This is a genomic window from Mycetocola sp. (genome assembly GCF_046716805.1).
Taxonomy (GTDB): Bacteria; Actinomycetota; Actinomycetes; order Actinomycetales; family Microbacteriaceae; genus Mycetocola_A.
Genome location: NZ_JBKJWH010000041.1, coordinates 1 through 23,554, shown reverse-complemented (window position 1 = coordinate 23,554; position 23,554 = coordinate 1). Strand labels below are relative to the sequence as shown.

At 65.4% G+C, this 23,554-nt stretch carries 14 protein-coding genes; 5 read left to right on the top strand and 9 right to left on the bottom strand.

Going from position 1 to position 23,554, the window contains the following annotated elements; all coding sequences use genetic code 11:
• The first annotated feature begins 57 nt into the window (after window positions 1–57).
• Window positions 58–2,808, top strand: a complete 2,751-nt coding sequence (locus ACLQ62_RS03355) for an AMP-binding protein (protein WP_411720250.1) — start codon at window positions 58–60, stop codon at window positions 2,806–2,808.
• Here the strand turns inward: ACLQ62_RS03355 and ACLQ62_RS03350 are convergent.
• From ACLQ62_RS03350 to ACLQ62_RS03340, 3 genes are all read right to left on the bottom strand, one after another.
• Window positions 2,707–3,774: an ABC transporter ATP-binding protein gene (locus ACLQ62_RS03350; protein ID WP_411720249.1), complete on the bottom strand. Its 1,068-nt coding sequence runs from the start codon at window positions 3,772–3,774 to the stop codon at window positions 2,707–2,709. The genes ACLQ62_RS03355 and ACLQ62_RS03350 overlap by 102 nt on opposite strands.
• A complete protein-coding gene (locus ACLQ62_RS03345; protein ID WP_411720248.1) occupies window positions 3,771–5,189 on the bottom strand; it encodes an ABC transporter permease in 1,419 nt (472 codons plus the stop codon). The genes ACLQ62_RS03350 and ACLQ62_RS03345 overlap by 4 nt, the downstream gene beginning before the upstream one ends.
• Before the next feature lie 134 nt (window positions 5,190–5,323).
• Window positions 5,324–6,361: an iron ABC transporter substrate-binding protein gene (locus tag ACLQ62_RS03340; RefSeq protein ID WP_411720247.1), complete on the bottom strand. Its 1,038-nt coding sequence runs from the start codon at window positions 6,359–6,361 to the stop codon at window positions 5,324–5,326.
• Between the two features lie 207 nt (window positions 6,362–6,568).
• On the opposite strand from ACLQ62_RS03340, the gene ACLQ62_RS03335 reads away from it, so the two are divergent.
• Window positions 6,569–7,285: a hypothetical protein gene (locus ACLQ62_RS03335; protein ID WP_411720246.1), complete on the top strand. Its 717-nt coding sequence runs from the start codon at window positions 6,569–6,571 to the stop codon at window positions 7,283–7,285.
• Window positions 7,286–7,411: 126 nt separating this feature from the next.
• On the opposite strand, the gene ACLQ62_RS03330 is transcribed toward ACLQ62_RS03335, so the two are convergent.
• From ACLQ62_RS03330 to ACLQ62_RS03320, 3 genes are all read right to left on the bottom strand, one after another.
• On the bottom strand, window positions 7,412–7,582 hold the full coding sequence (locus ACLQ62_RS03330) for a hypothetical protein (RefSeq protein WP_411720245.1): 171 nt from the start codon (window positions 7,580–7,582) through the stop codon (window positions 7,412–7,414).
• Between the two features lie 251 nt (window positions 7,583–7,833).
• Entirely contained in the window at window positions 7,834–10,170 is a 2,337-nt protein-coding gene (locus ACLQ62_RS03325) for a glycoside hydrolase family 3 N-terminal domain-containing protein (protein ID WP_411720244.1), read from the bottom strand.
• 518 nt (window positions 10,171–10,688) lie between these two features.
• On the bottom strand, window positions 10,689–11,381 hold the full coding sequence (locus ACLQ62_RS03320) for a hypothetical protein (protein ID WP_411720242.1): 693 nt from the start codon (window positions 11,379–11,381) through the stop codon (window positions 10,689–10,691).
• A gap of 315 nt (window positions 11,382–11,696) precedes the next feature.
• Between ACLQ62_RS03320 and ACLQ62_RS03315 the strand changes: the two genes are divergently transcribed.
• Window positions 11,697–13,733 (top strand): PhoX family protein, encoded by a 2,037-nt coding sequence (locus ACLQ62_RS03315; protein WP_411720241.1) that lies wholly within the window; start codon window positions 11,697–11,699, stop codon window positions 13,731–13,733.
• Window positions 13,734–13,957: 224 nt separating this feature from the next.
• Window positions 13,958–14,770, top strand: a complete 813-nt coding sequence (locus tag ACLQ62_RS03310; protein ID WP_411720240.1) for a glycoside hydrolase family 16 protein — start codon at window positions 13,958–13,960, stop codon at window positions 14,768–14,770.
• 55 nt (window positions 14,771–14,825) lie between these two features.
• Here ACLQ62_RS03310 and ACLQ62_RS03305 read toward each other — a convergent pair whose 3' ends face one another.
• From ACLQ62_RS03305 to ACLQ62_RS03295, 3 genes are all read right to left on the bottom strand, one after another.
• A complete protein-coding gene (locus tag ACLQ62_RS03305; RefSeq protein WP_411720239.1) occupies window positions 14,826–16,676 on the bottom strand; it encodes a serine/threonine-protein kinase in 1,851 nt (616 codons plus the stop codon).
• Window positions 16,677–16,904: 228 nt separating this feature from the next.
• Window positions 16,905–21,023 (bottom strand): hypothetical protein, encoded by a 4,119-nt coding sequence (locus ACLQ62_RS03300; protein WP_411720238.1) that lies wholly within the window; start codon window positions 21,021–21,023, stop codon window positions 16,905–16,907.
• 272 nt (window positions 21,024–21,295) lie between these two features.
• Complete coding sequence (locus ACLQ62_RS03295) at window positions 21,296–22,849, bottom strand: DHA2 family efflux MFS transporter permease subunit (protein WP_411720237.1); 1,554 nt, start codon at window positions 22,847–22,849, stop codon at window positions 21,296–21,298.
• A 66-nt stretch (window positions 22,850–22,915) separates the two neighbouring features.
• Between ACLQ62_RS03295 and ACLQ62_RS03290 the strand changes: the two genes are divergently transcribed.
• The gene (locus tag ACLQ62_RS03290) at window positions 22,916–23,365 is read left to right on the top strand and encodes a MarR family winged helix-turn-helix transcriptional regulator (RefSeq protein ID WP_411720236.1); all 450 of its coding nucleotides are present in this window, start codon (window positions 22,916–22,918) and stop codon (window positions 23,363–23,365) included.
• Window positions 23,366–23,554: the final 189 nt, after the last annotated feature.

Sequence of the window (23,554 nt, the reverse complement as noted above, 5' to 3'; positions counted from 1 at the left end):
GCTTACCTAAGCCGATTCCGGCTCATCTCCTCTCACGCCGAAAGTATCAACTTACCCATGCTCTCGATCGCCTCTGACCGCGGTCTTTCCCTCCTCGGTGGCAGACCCGACGCCACGGCACTCGTCGCCGATGGCGTGACGATCAGCTACTCCGAACTTGAGATGCTCATCCGCGAGCGCGCTGTGCAGCTCGGCGAGACCCGACGCCTTGTGATGATCGCCGCGGCCAACGCCGTCGATCCGATCGTCACCTATCTCGCCGCACTCGAGGGCGGGCACCCTGTGTTATTCGTATCCGGCGGCGAGGACGAGGCGAGCCTGGCGCACAAAGCCGCGTTCATCGAGCGGTTCAGCCCGGATGTCGTCGCCCACTACGGCCCACAGGGGTGGACGCTTGAGGAACGCAATGCGGGTAGCCGGCACACGTTCCACCCTGAGCTGGCCGTGCTCGGGAGCACGTCAGGGTCGACCGGGTCGCCGAAGCTCGTTCGGCTCTCTTTCGACAACATTCGGAGTAACGCTGCATCCATCGCCGAGTACCTGCGCCTCGAACCGGGCGATCGCGCGGCGACGACCTTGCCCCTGCAATACTGCTACGGCCTGTCCGTGGTGAACAGTCATCTACTTGCCGGTGCGAGCCTCATGCTCACGGAGTTGTCGGTCACCGACGAAGCGTTCTGGCAGCAGGCAGCTGCCCATCGAATCACGTCCTTTGCCGGTGTTCCCTACACCTTTGAGACTCTCGAGGCGAGCGGCTTCGCCGAACGCTCCGTGCCCAGCCTGCGCTACCTGACCCAGGCAGGCGGCCGACTCGCGCCCGAACTGACTCGCCGCTTCGCCCGCCTCGGTGCCGAACGCGGATTCGACCTGTTCGTCATGTACGGCCAGACGGAAGCCACAGCGCGGATGGCCTACCTGCCTCCTGAACTCGTCACCGCCTCGGCCGGGGCCATCGGGCGACCGATTCCGGGCGGCCGTCTGCGCATCGACGCGGGCGGCACGGATGCTCCGGACGGGGAAGTGGGGGAGCTCGTCTACGAGGGGCCGAACGTGATGCTCGGCTATGCCGAGAGCCCGGCGGATTTCGAACTCGGTCGAACCGTGCACGAGCTGCGGACAGGGGACCTCGGGCGCCGCCGCGACGATGGACTGTACGAGATCGCCGGCCGGCTGAACCGCTTCGTCAAGATTTTCGGGTTGCGGGTGGATCTTGACCGGGTCGAGCGCCTTCTCGCCGACGAGGGGATCGAGGTGCGAGTCGCGAGCGCGGATGAACGGTTGTTCCTCTTCGCCACCTCGGATCGCACGGCCCGGCGCGCCCGCGAGCGCGCCGCTGCGCTCGTCGGTGTGCCGATGCACGCCATCGGCGCGTACGCGGTGGAGCAGTTTCCGCGCACCTCGAGCGGCAAGCCCGACACCGCGGCGCTCGTGCGATTCGCTGGGCTGCAGGATCGTGCCGCCGCAACGCCGAGCCAAGGCCTGGGAACGGGCGCCGCCCGCGGTGCGCGGGTTTCACCGGAAGCAATTCGCGATCTCCTGTCGACGCTGCTCTCCCGTCCCGAGGTGGGACTCGACGACTCGTTCGCCGGGCTCGGCGGCGACTCGCTCAGCTACATCGAGGTGTCGCTGCGGCTCGAGGCAATGCTCGGCGCCCTGCCACGGGACTGGCCCGCCCTCAGCGTTCGCGAGCTGGCGGCATTCGCGACGGATGCCGCGGAGGGCGAGTCGGTTGCGGACGCCGCAGCGCAGGCCACGGAAGCTCCAAAAGTCGTTGCCCGTCCCCGCATCCGTCCCCGTTTCGGGAGCCTCGTCCGCGTCGAGACGCCGGCCGCGCTGCGGGCGATTGCGATCGTGCTCATCGTTGGCACTCACGCGGACCTGTTTGTGCTGAAGGGCGGCGCGCACCTGCTGCTCGCCGTCGCGGGTTACAACCTCGCCCGCTTCCAGCTGGCATCCGTGCCCGGGCGGGCGAGGGTGCGCTCGCTCGGGCGCAGCGCTGCCCAGCTCGCGGTACCCGCGGTGCTCTGGATCGGCGCGGTCGCGCTCCTCACCGGCCAGTACCAGGCCAGCACCGTACTGCTCGTGAACAACCTCGTGCCTGGCGACGGGCGGTGGAACGAGCAGTGGCAGTTCTGGTTCCTTGAGGCGATGCTCTGGACCATCGTCGGCCTCGCTGCCCTGTTCGCTGTCCGCGCGGTCGACCGGCTCGAGCGGCGGTCGCCGTTCGGTTTCGCCCTCGTCGGGTTCACCGTCGCCGTTATCGCGCGCTTCGCGATCGCCGGCCCTCACGCCGAGTATGTCGAGCGCTACAGCGGGCCGGTGGTCGTGTGGCTCATCGCGCTCGGTTGGCTCGTCGCCCGTGCCGACACTACGGCCCGGCGCGTCCTCGTCTCGGGGATCGCCGTGGCGGGTTCGTTCGGATTTTTCGGCGACCCGCTGCGCGAGGCGATCCTCGCCGGAGGGGTGCTGGCGCTGATCTGGCTGCCGTCGGTTCGCGTGCCGCGGTGGATGGTTCCTGCCGTCGCCGCGCTCGCCGGGGCGTCGATGTTCATCTATCTCACCCACTGGCAGGTGTACCCGCCGTTCGAACAGAGTGCTCCGTGGGCCGGCACACTGCTGTCCCTCGCGGTCGGCGTCATCGCGTGGCGGGTGTACACGCTAGCGAGCTCACGCGTCACGAGCGTCGTCCGGTCGATTCATCCCTTCTCAGCGAGGCGTGGGCAGGCTGTCGCCCTGGTAGAGCACGACCCCGCCGTCGACGGTGAGGTGCACCTGGCATCCCGGCTCGAATCGAGCCGCCGCGTGTAGCGGTACCCGGTGCGTCGCTTCCGCCGAGAACTCGCCCGCGCTCAATCGCAGCGTGAGCTCCGCGCCTGCCCCCGTCGACCGGACGTCGACGACGGTCGCGTTGCCGCCGTCTGGCGCCGGTGCCAGTCGCAGCTGCTCGGGTCGCACCATCGCGCACACCCGGGCGGCACCGCCGCTGCGGTCGTGTCGAACCGGGAGGCGTCCGAAAGCGCAGTCCACCTCGTCGGCGCCGGTTGGGCGCGCCGGTACGAGCACTACGTCGCCAAGAAATGCTGCGACGCGGACATCGATCGGTGCATCGAATACATTCGCCGGCGCACCGGCCTGCACGAGCCGCCCATCGGCCAGCACCCCGACCTGCTGGCCGAAAGAGAGGGCTTCGTCCCTGTCGTGGGTCACGAGCATAGCGGTGACCCCACTGTGCTCGAGCATGTCGACAACCGCCTGCCGGGTTTGGGCGCGGAGGCCGGTGTCGAGTGCGCTGAACGGCTCGTCGAGCAGGATCACCTTCGGCTGCTGCGTGAGGGCCCGTGCGAGGGCGACCCTCTGCTGCTGCCCGCCCGAGAGTTCGTGCGGCATGCGGTCGGCGAGAACCGGGTCGAGTGAGGCGAGTTCCATCAATTCGCGGACGCCCGCCGCCTGTCGCGACGCGCGCGGCATCCCGAAGGCGATATTGCGGGCGACGGAGAGGTGCGGGAACAGGGCACCGTCCTGCGCGACGTAGCCCACGCCGCGCCGGTGCGCCGGTACGGCTGACCGCGGGCCGGTGATCTCGCGGTCGCCGAGAGCGATGGTTCCCGTCTCGGGTCGTTCGAAACCGGCGATCAGTCGCAGCAGGGTGCTCTTGCCGCTGCCCGACGACCCCACGAGTGCGATCCGGGTGCCGTCCGGAACCTCGAGAGAAACGTCGCGGAGTACCTCGGTCGTTCCGAACGACTTCGAGATGCCGCTGAGGCGCAGGGTCATCGGAGGCTCCGTCGGGTCGCGTGGGCAAACATGAGGGCGACCGCCGGGCACGAGAGAAGTACGAGCACGATCGCGTAGGGTGCTGCGGCTGGGTAATCCAGTGAGGACGCCGCGGACCAGAAGCTCGTCGCAACGGTCCGGGTGCCGGTGGGTGCCAGCAGCAGCGTCGCGGTGAGCTCGTTCGCCGCGCCGAGCGCGACGAGAGCGCCGCCAGCGCACACCGCGGGTACAAGGAGCGGCACGGTCACGCGGAGCCGCGCGGCGAGGGGTGCGACGCCGAGCGATCGCGCCGCTTCCTCCAGAGACTCGGGCACCTGCGATAGACCGGCTCGTAAAGGAACGAGCGCGCGAGGCAGGAAGATCACGACGTATGCAGCAATGACCGTGAATGCCGTCTGGTAGAGCGTGGGGGCGAAGGCGAGGGTCGTGGACACGAGGGCGAGCGCGACGATGATGGCGGGGAGGCTGCTGGCGAGGTACGCGGCGCTTTCGAGCAAGCGTGAGAGCCGTCCCGGGTACCGCACCGACAGCCAGGCGAAGGCGAGTGCAACGGCGATCGCACAGGCGGCTCCCGCGAGGCAGAGAACCAGCGTCTGGGCCGTCGCCGATGCCAGGCCTTCGAGATCGGCAGCGTCGGCGCGGAACAGCCAGCGCACCACACTCGCGAGCGGCACGAGTGTTGAGGCCGCCACCAGGCAGATCACCCCGACGACCACGAGCGGGGCGAGACGGCCGAGCGGCAGCCGTGCGGGCGGATGCGGCGAACCGCCGCCGACCCTGGCGTAGCGTGCGCGACCGCGGGCGAGTGATTCTCCGGCAAGCAGCACGAGGCACAACAGCAGGAGAACCAGTCCGAGTGCTGCCGCATTGGGGCCGGCGAACGTCGCCTGGTAGGCGACGACGATGGCGGTGGTGAAGGTGTCGAAGCGCAGGAAGGCGAAGGCGCCGTACTCGGCGAGCAGGTGCAGCGCGACGACCAGCGACCCGCCCAGGACCGCCAGACGCAGCTGCGGCAAAACGACCCGGAAGAACACCGCCCACGAGCCCATGCCGAGCGAGCGCGCCGACTCCTCGAGGGCGGGATCCAGGCCGCGGATTGCCGCAAGCGCGGGCAGGTACACGAGCGGGAAGTACACCGTCACGGCAACGAGCAGGCCGCCCCACAGCCCGCTGATCGATGGCACCACGCTCGCCCAGCCGTAGCTGGAGACGAAGGCGGGTATGGCAAGGGGCGCTGCAAGCGCAACCGCGAACACCCGGCGTCCGGGCAGTGCGGTGCGCTCGACGAGCCAGGCGCCGCCGACGCCAAGCACCGCGGATGCCGGCACGCCGATGAGGACCAACAGCACCGTGTTGGTGAGCAACTCGCCGACCTTCGGGCGGAACACGAGTGCCGAGAGCTCGGTCCACCCCATGGCAACTGCAGCCTGGACGACGAAACCGATCGGTACGAGCGCGCCAAGGGCGAGTACCGCGACGAGGGTGACGAGACCGCCGGGCGCGCGTCGCCCGGGCGTCGGGACGAGAGGCAGTCTGGTCGTCGGCGTGGTCAGAGGAGACCGGCTTCCGTCATCAGCTCGATCACCTGAGGGCCGTTCAACCGTGACGGGTCGATTACCGGTGCGTTCAGCTCGTCGAGCGGGGGCAGCTCGGACTTCGCCGGAATGTCGGAGGCGACCGGGTACTCGAAGCTGTAGCCCTCACCCAGGATCTTTTGGCCCTGCTCCCCAGTGATGAAGGCGAGGAACTGCTGTGCCTCGTCGGCGTGCGGGGCGTTTTTCAGCACGCCGCCACCCGAGACGCTGACGAACGCACCGGGATCCTGGTTGCCGAAATAGTGCAGCTTTGTGTTGCCGCTGTCTTCCGCCGCGGCATCCTGATCGCGGTACCAGTAGTAGTGGTAAATGACACCGACCGGCACCTCGCCCGCGTTGACCGCTTTCATTGTGACGATGTTGTTGCGGTACTCGGTAGCGTTCCGGGCCATGCCATCGAGCCATTCGCGTGCGCCGTCTTCGCCCTGCGTCTCATAAACCGCCGAGACAATGGCCTGGAAGTCGGCCTTCGCGGGGGCCGCGCCCCAGCGTCCTTTCCACTCGGGCTCGGCGAGGTCGAGGAGCGAGGTGGGCAGTTCCGATTCGGAGATGAGCTGTGGGTTGTATACGAGCACTGTCGATCGGGCGGCGATGCCGGTCCAGTCGCCCGAACCAGGCCGGTACTGCTCTGGTACGAGGGCCAGAGTTGCCTCGTCGACCGGGGCGAGGAGCCCCGCCTGTTCGACGAGCGACATCGCGGGGGAGTTCTCGGTGAGGAACACGTCGGCCTTGGACGCGGCTCCCTCCTGCACGAGTTGGTTGCCGAGTTCGCTGTCGTCGCCGTTGCGGAGCACCACCTCGATGCCTGTTTCCTCGGTGAAAGCGTCGGCCCACTCTTTGGTGAGCTCCTCGTGCTGCGCGTTGTAGACGACAAGTGCGCCGTCCGAGATCGGAGCTTCCTCGGCGCCGGTCCCGCCGGCAGAGCAGCCCGCGAGGAGCAGGGAGGTGAGCGCGACCGGGGCGACAAGAGCATGACGAAGGCGTGAAGGCATTGAGGACCTTTCAGTCCAATCGGGGAAGGTAAGGCAATCCTAAACCACCGGAAAGGGTCGCCGCCGACGGAAGAGAACTGCCCAGAATTTTCGATCTGGCGCTTTCCTGATGATTTCTCAGATTAGGACCAAACCAGACGGTAACTTGTTACGAATACACCCCGACCGGCGGGACGTCCTCGTGGGTCGATTACAAAGGAGTAAATCGTGAAATTGAATTCTCGTGCTGCGCTTGGAGCGTCAGCCCTGGCGATAATCGCCACAGTCGGCCTGGGTGCGGGTCCGGCCCTGGCCCACAACCCCGACTCGTCGTCGATGAGCAAGAAATCCAACAAAGTGGTCACGCTGACCGCGAACCTCACCGAGCTCAACGGCTCAGGGGCGTCCGGCACGGCGACTGCCACTATCCGCAACCAGCGGATCAAGCACATCGAGGTTCACGCCACCGGGCTGACCCCGGATGCCCCGCACGCTCAGCACATCCACTATGGCGAGCAAGCCCTCAACGAATGCCCCACCCTCGCTCTGGACACCAACGGCGATGGTCGGCTGAACACGGTCGAAGGCGTTCCGGCATACGGCCCCGTCGTGGTGTCTCTGAACACCACCGGCGACACGAGCCCTGCCAGCTTCCTGGACGTGACACGGTTCCCCGTTTCGCAGAATGGTGTGTTGAACTACAGCCGTGACAACATCCGATTCACCGCTGTTGCCGGAACCGGGTACCCCGGTGAAGGCGGAACCGGCAAGGCCAAGGAAATCGCGGAAGCGGTTCGGAATGGCGAGGGCGTCGTGGTGATCCACGGAATCGACTACGACGGCAACGGCACGTACAACTTCAGCGATCCTGAAGGTGCGAGCGAGCTTGACCCCAACCTGCCGGCCGAGGCGACTGACCCCGCAGCGTGCGGAGTCCTGCGCTGAGTTCCCCCGCGGCTTCACGCGCGAAGTGAACTGACCCCGATGGCCCACCGCCCGAACGGTGGGCCATCGGCATGCCGCCGCCCGACCCAGCCGGTCCACGGTGTTCGCACCCGGCGCCGGGGCGTGTCACTCGGGATGCTGGCCATGGTCTTCGACGTCTGGTTCCGCCCGCAGGACGTCGGCGATCTCTTCCTCCGGACGCGGCGCGATGGTCTCGTCGACCTCGAGCTCTGGGATGGTTGGCCCATCCGGGCCGGGGATACGCTCCTGAGAGGAGTGCTCGTGGTGGGGAGACACTGCGAATCCTTCGGTTGGCAACATCCACAGCGTATACCGATGGCGGTCACGCGGCCAGGAATCGTGGACCGTGTGAGCAGATGATTGAGTGGGGCTACCCGTTTGCCAGCGGGATCGCAACGCGGACAGGGCTCAGATGCGCGACCGGGTCAGGCAGCCTGACGGTTCGAGTGCGCTCCGGACCTGCGTCAGCAATGTAAAACGGCGGGCCACCGTCAGGTGACCCGCCGTCTCATTGCGAAGAGGAAGCGTTACTCCTCGTAGCTGAGGCCGAAGCCGTAGGGGAAGAGCGCCCCGTCCTCGGTCTCGTCGTAGCCGGGTGTGTCGCTGTTCTGTTCGATGATCGCATCCCGGGTGCCGGCCAACGCGAAGGGCAAGCGGCCCTGCGGGTTGAACTTGCCGGAGACGACATCCATGAGCGCCGCGGTGCTGTTGCCGAAGTTCGCGAGGATCGCGCCGGCGTCGCGGAGACCGCTGGCCTCGTCGAGCACAAACGGCTGGCGGAAGTAGACATCGAGAACGGTGTTCTCAGCGCCGACCTCGGCCATCACCTGCTGCACCTTATCGAGCGACGGGGTTACCGCCCACGACTCGGCGTCGGCCATACCGGTGAAGTCGATGATGCTCGACTCCCACGGGAAGGAGCCGCCGAAGCGCAGCCCGTTGTCCGTGCACGCGCCGCCGCCGTTGATGACACACGCATCCGCCGCGCCGTACGGGCTCTTCCCGTCGAGGCCGTCGAAGCCCTCGATGACGCTCGGGTTGATGTGCTCGGGGTTGAGACCCGAGGTCGGGCTGTTGCTGACGTAGGAACCGGTGTTCACGTTCCGCGCGGTCATCGAGATGAGCGCGACGTCGGCGTCTGCGGCGGTGCGCTGCTCGGCCGGGTTGTTGCCGTCGATGACGTCGTAGCCGGCGGCCTTGACCTCGTCGGCCTTGACGTTGCCGAGCACGTACACGGTCTCCCCGCCGTCCAGCGGAAGGACGGAGTCCCCGTCGATCTCCTTGTTCTGCAGCAGAACGGTCGACTTGCGCTGCATGTCGACGGCCGCCGCGCGGTTCTCGTCGTTGCCGACGGTGGCAGTGGCGACTGCGGGGTCAACATACGGGTCCTCGAACAGGCCCATGTCGAACATCGGGGCGAGCAGTCGCTCGGCGGCGAGGTTCACGCGCGCCTCACTCACGAGGCCCGCATTGACGAGGTCGATGATCGTCTGCACCTTATTGAAGCCGGAGAGCGTGTCGGTGCCGCCGTTGATGGCTGCGGCGACGCGCTCGGGAATGGTCGCGTCCTCGAGGCCCCAGGCACGGTCGTTGATGATGCCGGTGTCGGAGTTGACGTAACCCTTAAAGCCCATCTGGTCGCGCAGCAGTCCGTTTACGATCTGGTCGGAGAACGCCATGCCGACCTCCTCGTAGTCCACGCCCTCGTATGTGACGTCCACCGGGACGCCGTAGTACGGCATGATCGATGAGACGCCCGCTTCGATGGCAGCCTCGAACGGCTTCAGGTGGTAGCCGAAGGCATCTCCGGGGTAGACCTGCGCCTTACCGAAGGCGTAGTGCGGGTCAAGGCCCAGTTCCTGCGGCCCACCGCCCGGGAAGTGCTTCATCGTCAGCGCGACCGACGTGTCGGGGCTCAGCGAGTTGCCGTCCTTGCCAATCGGGCCCTGGAGGGTCTGAACGAGTTCGCCCATGATGTTCGCGCCCAGGTCGGCGTCCTCGGTGAACGTCTCGTGCGTGCGGTACCAGCGTGGCTCGGTCGACAAGTCGGCCATGTAGCCGTACATGCCGCGGAGGCCGATCGAGGCCCACTCCTCACCCATCACCTCGGCGAAGTCCTCGATGACCGACATGTCGCCATCGGTGGCCTCGCCGGTGGCCTTCGCCTGCTCGCCGAGGGCGGCTGCGGCGATGCCCGCCTCTTTCGGGAACGCGGAGAATGCCCCGGATGCCTCGTTGATGCCGGCCCTGACCTGCGGGTCGATGTGGTTGCGCGCGTTGGACTTGTACAGCACCGGGATGCCGAGACGGGTGGCCTCGCTCAGCTCCTGAATGCTGTTGGTGAAGTTCGCTGCCTCGCCCGGGGTGAGACTCGTGCCGGTGGCGACGCCGGTGGTCGGCGAGACCGTGCAGGTGGCCTTATCCGCGCTGGTTACAACGTTGCGGAAGATGAAGCGGTGCATCTCCTGGTTGTTGATGTAGTCACGGGCAACATCGGGCACCGTGCCCCGCGCCCCGCCGGGGACACAGCTCGCGTTCACCGTGTCGATGAGCATGAGGCCAGCTTTCTCCTCGAGCGTCATCTGCCCGACGAGGTTGGCGACTCGAGCCTCGACCGGCTTGCGCCAGTCCTCATAGACATCGAGTTTGTCGTTGCCGTTCAGGTCCTTGAACTGGCGTCCCTTGACCGTGATGATCTCCTTGGCACGGGCCTCCAACAACGCTGGCTTTCCGTGATTGCCCTCGTTCGAGGCATTGGGCGCAGCGGCGACAGCGCCGGCTCCCATGATGAGGGTCAGCGGCAGCACAACAGCAAGGCCCACCAGGCCTCGCCGTCGCATCACACGCGAATCTGCTCTGGTCAACGAAGTTCTCCTTTGAACTGTTGGGAAGGCACGCCGTACTGGCGCGCTCCCCGCGATGCACCGACGAGCCGATGACGGCCGCCGACAGCCGGGCGTATCCCGTACCAGCCTCAGTCTTCGTGAGTCGCCGTGTGATCGAAAGCGATTGCCATCAGTTGCACTCATTCGGGGGACAGTTGAGAAACTGCGGCCCACTGCGCCATCCGGAAAAAGACCCCCGACCTCCTCAGGTGCGCCCTAGAATCTCCCCCTGGGCGCCGACGGGAGCCAGAGCAGGCTGGGCCAGGCCGCCGGTGCCTTCACGAGCAACGCGCGCCAACCGGAACCTACGCCGGGCCCAGCTCAGCTTTCGCATGGACCGCCGAGTGGGCCCTCTACCGCCCGGCGCACTCTGCGCTCCTGCCTTCGCTGTGCCATACCGGGTATGAGCTCGCGAGCGCCAACGTAGTTCGGGGGCTTGGCTACACCGACTACATGAGTTCCCATCGGATGAGTCTCGCGCCGGGGGCGCGCCGTTGTCAGTCGCGGTCCGCGGCGCCTTTCACCACGGTCAACTCAGCCTGGCGAGCCGAGAACATCATGGTGCCATCTGCAGAGGAGCCGGGGATCGGCTCGCCTCCGTCGAGGCCCGAGGCGACAGCATCCCGCGACCAGCCGGTAGTGCTGCTCATCAGGAAAACATCTTCGTTGGAGATCCGTTCCCGTTCCTTGATCACGGTGAGTGGGCCAGTGGGCTCCCACGTGACCTCGACCGAGGCCGTCTCGCTGAAGCTTTCACCGGTCACATAGTTGGTCGTGTTCATCGGGATGGCTGTGGCTGTGGCGGTCGCGGCGGTGAGCCGGTTAGCGATCCGCACATCCACCCCGGCGTCCGTACCGCCGAAGCTCTCCATTGTGGGGAACCGCGACAGCTCACCCTCGATCAGGCGCACCTCGTACCAGAACTTCTGGAGGACGACCCGGTCGCCACTGTCGTGAAGGAAGTGCCCGCCCCCGGACTGGTCGCTGTTCTCGTAGGTCTTCGCGTCGGATGCGATGATGACCGTGTCGAGGCACGTGTCGCCCAACTGCAGTTCGGGGCAGGTCGTCCAGCTCCCGATGGCAATTTGACCGTTGAAGCTGAGGTGAAGGGCAGGGGCGGCCGACGCCGTTGGGCCGAGACCAACCGAGAGGGCCAATGCGGCCAGGAACGCGGCCGACGAAACGGCCATTCGCCTGGCTGTCGTCCGCCCGCTGTGTGCACTCGTGAACAACGATCCCCTGGACATTGTGTCCCCTCCCGGAGCGACGCCCGGTCGGCCTTGACCGAACACCGAAATTCTACCGCCGACGCCGACCGGAGGGTAGGCCGCAGTCATGGGGACTGCGGCTGACCGGGTTAGTGCATGGCCCCCATCTGAGTGACACCTCCCGGTCAGTTACCGTTCACCCAAGCGCAACCCGGCGGCCACCGGCACCCTGTTGCGTTGACCTCATCAAGACCGGCTTTCGGAGGGAACAGAACCATGTCGCAGCAGGAAACACGGATGAGTCTTCCGATGGCTGGCCACACCAAGGGCAAACGCAGCCCGGTGACCTGCCAGCTCAAGTGCGGCAACGCCTGCGCGATGGGCGTCTGTAACCAGAGCGACAACGAATACTTCAAGGACATCGTCGGCGCGGCACTGTCCCGCCGCTCGGTGCTGCTCGGCGCGGGCGCAGGCGCACTGGCGCTCACCTTTGCCACATTTGACTCGCCGTTCGGTGGCACACCGGCAGCCCATGCCGCAGCGCCCGGGCTGACGTTCACCCCCATCGCTCCGGTCGACGCGACAGTGGACGCCTTCGTGGTGCCTTCCGGCTACCAGTGGGCGCCGATCATCCGCTGGGGCGACCCGATCCTGCCCGGCGCGCCCGAGTTCGACATCAACAACCAGACGCCGGAGTCGCAGGCGCTGCAGTACGGCTACAACAACGACTACCTCGACATCATCGAGCTGCAGGGCCGCGGCGGGCGCCATGGTCTGCTGATCACGAACCACGAGTACACCAACCCGGGCATCATGTTCCCGCCGGCCGCGAACGAGGACGAGCGGCTGCAGCAGCTGCGCATCACAATGGCGGCGCACGGCATGGCCGTCGTTGAGCTGGAGCGGGAGAAAAAGGGCCGCCCGTGGACCTACCTGCGCTCCTCCGACTACAACCGCCGTGTCACGGCATCCACCCCCTTCCGCATCACCGGGCCGGCCGCCGGGCACGACCTGCTGAAGACTCAGGATGACCCCACCGGCACCACCGCGCTGGGCACGTTCGGAAACTGCGCTGGAGGCACCACCCCGTGGGGCACCGTGCTCTCCGGCGAGGAGAACTTCAACAACTACTTCCGGTCGCCTGGTACCACGCCCGGCCAGAAGCGGTACGGTTTGTCGACATCGGCGTCCACCTACGGCTGGGAAGCTCTTGAGCCGCGCTTCGACGCGGTGGCCAACCCCGGGTACGTGAACGAGCCGAACCGGTTCGGATACATCGTGGAAATCGACCCACTCGACCCCACATCGACCCCGGTGAAGCACACCGCCATGGGCCGGATGAAGCACGAAGGCGCGAACGTCACCATCGCTCCCGACGGCCGCGTCGTGGCGTACATGGGCGACGACGAACGTTTCGACTACCTCTACAAATTCGTCTCGCACAAGAGCTTCCGCAAGGGCAACAGCGAGAAGGCCCGCGCGCACAACAAGACGATCCTCGAAACCGGCGACCTGTTCGTTGCGAAGTTCAGCGGCAACTCGCCGGCCGCGGAGATCACCGGCACGGGCGCGTTGCCCGCCGACGGGGCTTTCGACGGCAGCGGCCAGTGGATCCCGCTCACGCTCAACGGGGACAGCGCCGTGCCCGGCTTCACCGTCGAGGAAGTGCTCGTGCACACCCGCCTCGCCGCGGACGCCGTCGGCGCCACCAAGATGGACCGCCCGGAAGACGTCGAACCGCACCCGACCAGCGGCAAGGTTTACGTCGCCTGCACCAACAACACGCAGCGCGGCACGCTCGGCAAGGCGGGCGTCGACGAGGTCAATCCGAAGACGGTCAACCGCGACGGACACGTGATCGAGATCACCGAAGCGCGAAATGACGCTACCGCGACGACCTTCGGATGGAGCATCCTGCTGGTCTGCGGTGACCCCGCAGTTTCCAGCTCTGCGTACTTCGCCGGCTTCCCGGTCGACCAGGTCTCACCGATCTCGTGCCCCGACAACGTCGCCTTCGACAAGGCCGGTAACCTGTGGATTTCCACCGACGGCCAGCCCGGCACGATCGGCTATAACGACGGCCTGTTCCGGGTCGGCCTCGAAGGTGCGAACCGCGGCCGTGTCGACCAGTTCCTCGCCGTTCCCCGCGAGGCGGAGACCTGCGGCCCGATCATTCACGACGACGAGCGCATGGTTTACGTTGCCGTGCAGCACCCGGGCGAGGATGGCAGCTTCGCCGACCCGCACTCCTACTTCCCCGACTACACCGCGGCGAACGGCGCCGGGTTGGTTGCTGCGCCGCGCCCGTCGGTCGTGCAGGTGTGGCAGAGCTGATCATCGGGCAGGAGGGCTGGCGTACGTCGGAGCAGAGGCATACCGTCGCAGCTTGGTTACCACTCCTGAAACTCGGATATGCCGATACTGCGGTCGCCTCTCACTCAGATGGACGAGCGGCACCGGCAATCGTGAAAAGCCGGGCTGGTGCTGCACGAACCCAGTCTGCGCCAACACCGGCATGATGCAGCACATCGGATAGCGCGACGACAGAAACGGCTGCGATGGCTGAGGACATGCTTGACCGATCGAAATTCGAGCTTGTGTTCGACGAACACTTCACGAGCAGCACTCTCAACGCCGACCGGTGGCTTCCTCTCTACCTCCCTCACTGGAGCAGCCGCGAAGCGTCCCAAGCGCGCTACGAGGTCGGGGGAGGAAGATTGTGGCTCAGAATTGACGAGGACCAGGCTCCCTGGAGCCCGGAATACAACGGCGGCATCAAGGTTTCCAACCTACAAACGGGGACTTTCTCCGGACCGCTCGGATCGACAACCGGGCAACATCAATTCACAGAGGGGCTCCGCGTCCGCGAGGAGCAGCCCGAGAGCCGCCTCTATCTACCCCAATTCGGTCTCGTCGAGATCCGAGCCCGCGCAGTCACCCATCCACAATGCATGGTTGCTCTCTGGCTCATCGGATTCGAGGACGAGCCTCAGCGTTCCGGCGAGATCTGCATCATGGAAGTTTTTGGCAGCGAAGTCGGTCGAAAAGACAGTCTGGTCGGCATGGGAGTACACCCATTCGGAGACTCGACGCTGAGCGAGGATTTCGAGAAAGTTCGAGTTGCCGGTGACTTGACCGACTTTCACACCTACTCGGCAGCATGGGATTCGGACCGCATCGATTTTTACATCGATGATGTCCTGGTGAAGACATCCGGGCCTGCGCCGAAGTACCCGATGCAGCTCATGCTCAACATTTACGAGTTCCCAGAATCGCGGATGATTCCTCAAGCGAGCTCAGAGCTACAGGAGAAGGTTTTCGTCGTCGACTTCGTGCGCGGCTGGACCCCGACCCGACCGGCAGAGGAGTGACGATCGGGGGAGCAGCCGTGATTCCACCATTCGCCGCGCGACCACCGAGCGCGGCCTACTTGAGTTGTGTGCTGCTGAGTACATCGGTCGCGGCGATCTTGAGCACGCCGCCTTCGTCCACCAGCCGGTACGCCGTCACCTCCCGCACGACGCGCCCGTCGCGGAAGTAGTACGTAAGCGTCGCGCGCGCCCGATCTTGTCCCGTTGCGCTGACATCCGCTATCTCTACATCGGCGATGTCTCCCCAGAAGGCCTCGTACGCGCGCCGGCCGCCGGCGTGATTCTCCTGATAATCGGCGGTCATCAACGGCCACGCGCTGTCGAGATCGCCTGGAAGCATCGCGTAGTACCCGGAGACGGTCCCCATCACTTGCTGCTCGGGAGTCGGCGGCTGCGGCGCCTGCGTCGCTGTCGGCGGGGCGGGCGACGCTGGTGGGGGCGAAGTAGGCGCGGGCGAAGTAGGCGGGGGCGAAGAGGCCTTGGACGTGGGCGTATCGGTGCCAGACGCGGCGGTCGGCGTACGGCTGATTTCCGGTTCGGCAGCGCCATCGGCACTCGGCCGGAGCGGGTTGAAGAGCAGGACCGCGCCGAGGACGAGCGCGCCGACCAGAACCAGGATGCTGGCGATCACACCCGCGCGACGGCCCCCCTTGGTCGGACCTGCGGGCGCCGCGACGCTCTTCGGCGGCGGGACGTGCCCGGGTCCTGAATCCGTCATTTCCAGGTGGGGAGCGGCGGGTTCCGCCAGCGACTCGGTCGGTGCGGTGGGCGGTTCGTAGCGGGTGGGTTGATCGACAGCGACTGTCTCCGCGGTGGGGTCGTACACGGGAGCTGCCGGTGGTGCTGGTGGTGTGGGGTCGATTTTGGCGGTCACCGGGGTCGTGATGGCAGCGGCGAGATGCGGATCGGGTGCTTCCTCGGCACCCTGCAGGGGGATGATCACAGGGGCGGGGGAGTGCCGCTCGTTCTCGGTCGCGACATCTTCCATGCGTTCGGTCTCGACATCGTCGATACGTTCCGTCGCGATGCCGTCCCTCGACGGAAGGGGCACGACGGGTACGGCCGCCGACGCGGCCCGGAACCGAGTCTCGTCATGCAACGCCGACAGCGACTGAACGATCGACGCCATGGTTGGCCGCCGCTTCGGATTCGCCAACAGCATCTCCTGCAACAGCGGCGTAAGCGGACCTGCGTGCTCGGGCCGCAGGTACTCACCGCGCGCCACCTTGTGCAGTAAAGCGATCGCGTTCTTGTCCGAACCGAACGGCGGCTCACCCTCCAACATCGCATAGAGTGTCGACCCGAGCGAAAACACGTCCGACGCGAAGCTCGTCGGCAGCCCCCGCGCAACCTCGGGCGCAAGGTAAGCGGGAGTGCCGTGCATCATCCCGGTGGCAGTGATCGTCGCATCCCCGAGGGCGTGCGAAATCCCGAAGTCGCTGATCAGGGCGGAGCCGTCCTCCGTGATGAGGATGTTCCCCGGCTTGACGTCACGGTGCACAATCCGCAACTTGTGGGCCGCTGCCAGCGCAGAGCTGACCTCCGCTCCGATCCTCGCCGTCTCGAACGGGGTGAGCGTACCGTGCTCCTTCAGCAGGACTGACAGGGGCGTCGACTCAATGAGCTGCATCACGATGCACGGCTGGCCCTCGTGCTCGACGACGTCGAACACCGTAACCGCGTGAGGATGATGAAGCCCCGCAGTGATCCGTGCCTCCCGCATCGCTCGATCGGTCGCCAGCTGACGTTCGGCGTCTGTCAGCTCGGGCTGGGTGCGCAGCATCTTGAGCGCGACATCGCGGTGCAGGCGCTCGTCCCAGGCGTGCCAGACGATACCCATGCCGCCCGCACCAAGCATGGCCATCAGCCGGTAGCGATCAGCGACGAGCGTGGACGGAGTACTCATGGATCGCGCTCCTTCGCAACTACGCAGAACGATACGCCCGCTGGAGCGATCCCTCATGGGCTTGCGCCAACGCCCCGGGTGTGGAACGAGCGGCTACCCCGTTCCACGATCGGGAGAACTTTCCAACGCGCGGCCAGGACACAGAATTCGTTGCCCTCCGGATCGGGCAGGAGCCGTCGCCCAGTCTGGGCGGTTGGTCGCCGTGCCCCCTCGCCTTCAGCAAGTAGTTCAGCGCGAAAGACCGAAGGACGTCGGTGCGCTTTGCTGAACCGTCCCCTTCTCGAGCTCCACTCCTCCGACTTTGAGTTTGAGCAATTCTGGAAGGACGAAACCGGCAATCGTCAGCGCAACCGCGCCGAGAGAAAGGCCGATGTACGTAGCCTCACTCATGCTCTCGAATTGGTAAAAGCGAATCTGTGCGAACACAAAAACAGCAAGGGCACATGCAACGACAACCCAAGGTGCCAACCGTTCTCGCAGCGTCGTGCGTCCCGGAGCTTTGCCGGCCAGCTTCTCGCAGGCTCGAAGCGCCTTCTCGTGGTGCGGCTCAATCGCTAAACACTTCCGGAAGTCCTCACGGGCCTTGTGCAGCATCCCCGGGCGCTTCAAGACGCGGGCGGACCGTTCGTACAGGCCAACCAGGCAGTAGCCATGCTGGTAGAGGATGGCGGCCTTCTCAGATGAGGTGAGGAATTTCGAACCGGTGCCATGTTCATGGTGCGCCAACACTCTGTCGTAGTTGATGATGGCCTGTTCAAGGTGGTAACCCTCCCGCTCATCCTCAGCCATGTCCACATACATGTTGGCCAAGGAGATCAGCGTCGGAATATACGCGGGGGCTCGATCAAGGGATTCCAGATAGTGCGCCAGCGCTGCGTCTCGGTCGCCAAGTTCGGCTTCGGCATCACCCAGAAAAGACCGAATCTCGTGATCGTTGGGCTTCAAAGCGAGCGCCTGCGCAAACTCCTGCTGCGCGCGCTTCGCATCATTCGTCGCCTGATAGCAACGCCCAAGGATGAGATGGTAGAACGGTTCATCACCGTCACCGCGGATGGCTCTCTGGATCCATCTGCGAGCCTCATCATGCTCTGCGCGGTCAAGCAAGAACTCTCCATAGTCTGCGAAATGGCGATGATTGTTACTCGCAACTGCCCGTTCCTTGAGGAGTCGGCGTCGCCGCCGGATCGCCTCTCTCGACCGCCAATCCGACGAGTGCAGGCTGTGTGCGTCGCCTGCGGAAACCTCGGCAACACTGGGACCCGCCACACGAACGGCGCTGCCCTCTGCCGCGCGTCGCGCTCGGCTTTGCTCCCAGTCCCGCCCGAGGTCAATCATCCTGCTCAGCAGGTCAAGTCCATCAGGATCCAGCTCGAGCCCACGGGTGCAGGCCTCAAACGCTTCGCTGATGCGGTCCAAACGCTGATCCACAGAGCTCCGAGCCCAGAGCAGGTAAGGATCGTCAGTGGCAGCGTATTCTTCATACTCACCATAGTTTCTGGTCGAGTACGCCTCATACTCATCGTTGGCTTCCTTCCACCTGTCCGTTGCGGCGGCGAAGTCTCCCGCGTCCTCCAACGCCGAAGCAATGTTGTGGAGCGAATAGGGTCCATAGGCCCAATACGTCTCTCCTTCCACTGGACCGCTCCATGCACTTCGGGACCGCTCGAATGCCTGTATTGCTTCCTGGGGGCGGCCAATACTCGAACATTCGATTCCGAGCTCGAAGAATGCGGCATCTTGTGCCGTGCCTTCGATGTCGGCGCGACGAGCCGCCTCTTCACGCAGCGGCAACGCATGGGCCGAGCCGGCGATCACAACGAGGTTGGCAGCGGCTCGTAGCTCGTCAACGGAGGTTTCCTGCGAGGAAAGTGCCGCAGGTGGTCCTGCCAGCGCCATGACAGCCAAGCGCAGAACGGCAAGATTATCGGGAAGGGAGGGGGACTCGCGGATCACGGCTTCGGCGGCCTCGATATGCTCGTGGGCCTGGCTCAGCTGCCCTGTCGAGATGGCCAAACGCGCAAGTTGTTCGTGCCGAGTGAGCCGGCCGATGTCGTCCGATGTCCAACGCCCGTGTTGAGGAGAGTCTGGGTCCTCCAATTGCGACATCACTTCAGCTTGTCGACCAAGGGCCGACATGCAATCCACGTACGAGATGAGCAGTGCGCGGCGGTCAGTGTCGTTGACGGCAGTGCTTCCCATGGCCGTCACCAGCGCTGTCAGACCCTTGTGTGGTTGGTTACGCCACAGCCAGGTGTTGGCCCTGCGAACAGCGATCAGTGGGTCATCCGGCACGATGACGCTGACTTTGTCCAACCAATGCTCCGCGGCCGCAAGACACGACCGACGCTCGTAGGCCTCCGAGATGGAGAGGTGGCTCTGCTCCACGAACGGCCACGGCTGTCCCGTGCGCAATCCCAGGAGAACGAATTCCTCGGCGTCATCAGGGCGGCGAGCTTCAAGAAGCCAACGCGCCCAGGACTCGACAAGAACGGGATCACGAGCGGTGAGAGTCAGCGCCTGATCCACCAGCGGATGCGCCTGGTCATACTCCGACACATGCACGAGCGCCCTCGCGATTCCCTGAATGGCACTCTCGCGCTGGGAGTCCTGTTCCAGGACCGCAAGACACACCTGAGCCGAAGCCCAGGCGGCGCCGGGCCAGTTCTCGTAGAAGAGCTCATCGGCGAGGACGTCGAGCAGATCGAGCTGGCCAGCCAACATGGCCTGGACACGTCCGAGCAACTCGGTGCGCTTGTCACCAGCCATCCGTCCCAGAACGCGCGGCACCGCAGATACCACCCGTTTCTGCGGCGAATCCGCCAGCCGGTCTTCGAGGCTCGAGAGAGCGAGACTCACGGCGTCATCTGCTTCCCTCTCCCTGTGATTTACGTACAGCCAATCCACCCAGGCCACACCGAGAACCGGGTCGCGATTTGTGAGGGTCAACGCCCGATTCACAAGCCGATGCGCCAGCTCGTACTCCGACAAAAGTGCGAGCGCCGTCGAGAATCGTTGAACGGCACTCTCGCTCTGAGGGTCCTGCTCCAGGACCGCCAGACTCACCTGGGCCGTAGCCACGTCGGCGCCAGGCCAGTTCTCGAAGTAGAGCCCATCGGCGAGGACGGCGAGCAGATCAAGCCGCCCAGCTAACCCGTCCTGGACCCGCAGGAGCAACTCGGTGCGTTTCTCGTCGTCAACGACCCGTTCCAAAAAGCGCGGCACAGCCGAAACCACCCGCTCCTGCGGAGCATCCCCCAGCCGGTCGGCCAAGCTAGAGACGGCTGAATCCACGAGGTCCTCGGCTTCTTTCTTCCTGTCATGGCCGGACAGCCAATCCACCCAGGACAGAAGAAGACCCGGATCATGCTGAGTAAGAGTCAACGCTCGGTTCACAAGCGGCTGCGCCTGCTCGTACTCCGACAGAAAACCTATTCCCCGCATGCCGGCTGAGATCAGGCGTTCGTCATGCGGCGCATCCGCCAGCCGATCGGCCACGCTCGAAAGGGCGAGACGTGATACGTCCTCAGCCTCCTTTTCCCCGTCATGCCCGTGCAGCCAATTCCCCCAGGCCAGAAGGAGGACCGGGTCACCATTTGTGGAAGTCAGCGCCCGGTCCATCAGCGGACGTGCCAGTTCGTCTTCCGACAGATATGCGAGCGCGCTCGCGATTCCCTCTACGGCGCTCTCGCGCTGAGGGTCCGCTGTCAAGATCGCCAGATAGACCTGGGCCGACGTCCAGTCGGCGCCGGTCCAGTTCTCGTAATAGAGCCCATCTGCGAGGACGCCGAGTAAGTCAAGCCGCCCAGCCAACGAGTTCTCGATGCGCTGGAGCAATTCGGTGCGTTTTTCGCCCTCGACTCGACCCAGAAGGCGCGGCATCGCAGACACCACACGCTCCTGCGGGGCGTCGGCCAGGCTCGAAAGTGCGAGATCCAGGAGCTCCTCTGCTTCCTTTGCCCTGTCATGTTCGTAGAGCCAATCCACCCAGGCGAGAACAAGTACAGGATCACGATCTGTGAGCGTGAACGCCCGGTCGATCAGAGGACGAGCCAGATCGTCCTCCGACGCGTATGCGAGCGCCCTCGTGATTCCCTGTACAGCGCTCTCGCTCTGAGGGTCCTGTTCCAGGATCGCCAGACTCACCTGGGCCGAAGCCCAGTTCGCACCGGGCCAGGTCCCGAAGTAGAGCTCATCGGCGAGGACTGCGAGCAGGTCCAGCCGCCCAGCTAACGCGTGCTGGACGCGTCCGAGCACCTCGGTGCGCTTCTCACCAGCGATCCGCTCCAGAACGCGCGGCACCGCAGAAACCACCCTCTCCTGCGGTGCATCCGCCAGGCCGTCGACCATAACGTCGAGCCATGAGCGCATTTCGACCTCCCGAAGCCTCTCAGCGTTCGAGTCCTCCTGAGCGTGCCTCTGCGCGGAACCGCTACAGGCAAAGGCCGAAGAGCATGCCGTTCCCCGCGGGGATCTGAGCAACAGGTCCGATCATGGGCGCCCGTTCCCGTAGTTCCGCCTCCAGCGTTCTGCTCATCGCCCGGTGCTGTCAACCCGGTTGTCGCCCGTCGCCCGTCAATGTGAGCAGGGCCCCTCCTCGAGGGACCCTGCAATCCCGGGGGTTAGACGTGGGCGGCCAGTCCTTCGACGGCCTCCTCAGCGACGGTTCCGAAGTCGTGGTGCTTCGGCTCGCGCACCGCGATGATCACCAGGGCGGCAACAACCGCACAGAGAATCGCCGCTACCCACAGGCTGATGTGCATGCCATCGATGAAGGCACCGTTCACGGCCGGGAACCCGTCGAAGACCACCCCAGCGGATGCCGCCTCGACCGCATCCGCGGGAAGCGTGGTCGCCCCAACGGCGGGAATCACCTGGGCGGCGACGATCGCAGAGAGTACGGCGGTACCGATGGCGCCACCGACCTGGATGCACGTCGTCTGGAAGCCACTGGCCACGCCGGCGAGGTGCACCGGAGCGCCGCCGACGATGAGGTCGGCGCCCGAGGGGATGGCGAAGCCGGAGCCGAACGCGATGATCACGAACGGAATGGCCATCAGCCAGTACGACGTTTCCACGTTGACCAGCGTGAGCATCGCAAGGCCCAGGGCCATCAACCCGAGGCCCATGGCTGCGACCTTGCGGGGGCCGATCCTCGAGGTGAGGAGCGCGCCGATCGGTGCGGAGGGGATCGCGAAGGCGCTCATCGGCAGCATCATCAGACCGGCAGTGGCGGTGCCGTTGCCGAGCGAGTTCATCAGGAACAGGGTCAACAGGAAGGTGACACCGAGGATCGCGAAGAAGTTGGCCAGAAAGACCAGGCCACCGACGCTGACGCCGGCCGACCTGAAGAGGCTCAGCGGGAGAAGCGGGTAGGCCACGCGACTCTCGACGATGACGAAGAGAGCGAACAGCACGACAGCTGCTGCGAAGACCCCGATGGTCGCCGCGCTGCCCCAACCCCAGCTCTGTGCCTGAACCACGGCGAAGACGACGGCGAACAGCGCACCGGCCAGCAGAATGATGCCGAGGATGTCGATGCCACCAGCCTTCTCAGCGGCGGTCTCACGGATCACCAGTGCAGCCATGACGATGCCAAGGATGGCGATCGGGACGTTGATGTAGAAGATCCACTCCCAGCCCAGGCTCTGCACAAGCAGGCCGCTGACGAGCGGGCCACCGGCGATGGAAACGGATGACACGCCACCCCAGATGCCCACGGCCATGCCGAACTGATCACGAGGGAATGTCGACCGCAGCAGAGCGATCGTCTGAGGCATCAGCATCGCCGCCGCCACGCCCTGCAGGGCACGGAAGACGAGAACGCCTTCGATACTTCCGATGAGGCCGATCGCGACACTGGTGATGGCGAACAGGACGACACCGAGAATGTACATCTTCTTACGGCCGTAACGGTCACCGAGCTTGCCGGCCGGGATGAGGCACACGGCCAGCGCGAGCAGGTAGGCGTTGATGACCCACTGCAGCTCACCGAAGGTCGCATCGAGGTCTGCCTGAATCGCTGGGTTGGCGATGTGCACGACGGTCGAGTCGAGCCCGACCATGAACAGGCCGAAGCATACGGCGATGAGGGTCAGCGCGGGATTGCCTTTGCGAGTTCCTTCGCGCCTTGAGGGCGGAACGTCGGTTCCGGGAGGAGTGGATACAGAGGTCACAGACAGACTTCTCTCTGGTTAGATTGATATGATTACATAAGCATAACCGACCGATAGGATGGACAGATGCCAACCCCGCCGCCGCAGCCGACGTCCGAGCAGCTGGCCGCGCTGGCCGACGTCATCCTCGACCTCGCGCACAAGCTCGACATCCGTCATCCCAAACTGCGTGACGTGGTGCCGCTCACGGGCACGGAGGTGGCAGTCATCCGCGAAGTCCACCGTCACCCGAACGTGACCCCGTCGCAGCTCGCAGCTGCCACCGGCCTGCACCGCAGCAATATCAGCACGGCGGTGCGCACGCTCGAAACGGGCGGCCTCGTTGTTCGGGAGCAGGTGCCCGACGACGCTCGCTCGATCACGCTCACGCCGACTCCGAGAGCCGCCGAGAGCGTCGCGCGCATCAATGCGTACTGGGTCGACCGGCTCACCGAGACGCCGCCCGAAGCGCTGGCCGAGGCTGTGGCGGCCCTGAATTCTCTCAGGCGCATTGCTGCCTCGCTCGGAGTCGACTGAGCGCACCTCCGCGGCTCAGCACCCCAGACCATCACCTCAGGTAGGCGTCGACCATCATCGGCCCACGGATGTCGCGGAGTGCGTCGATCAATCGGTCGAGCGGAGAACTGCCGCCGCGCCCACCATTGTTCGATCCTCTCTGGCATGGAGGCACCGTAACAGGTGCGTCGGACACCGCGAGCTGGGCCC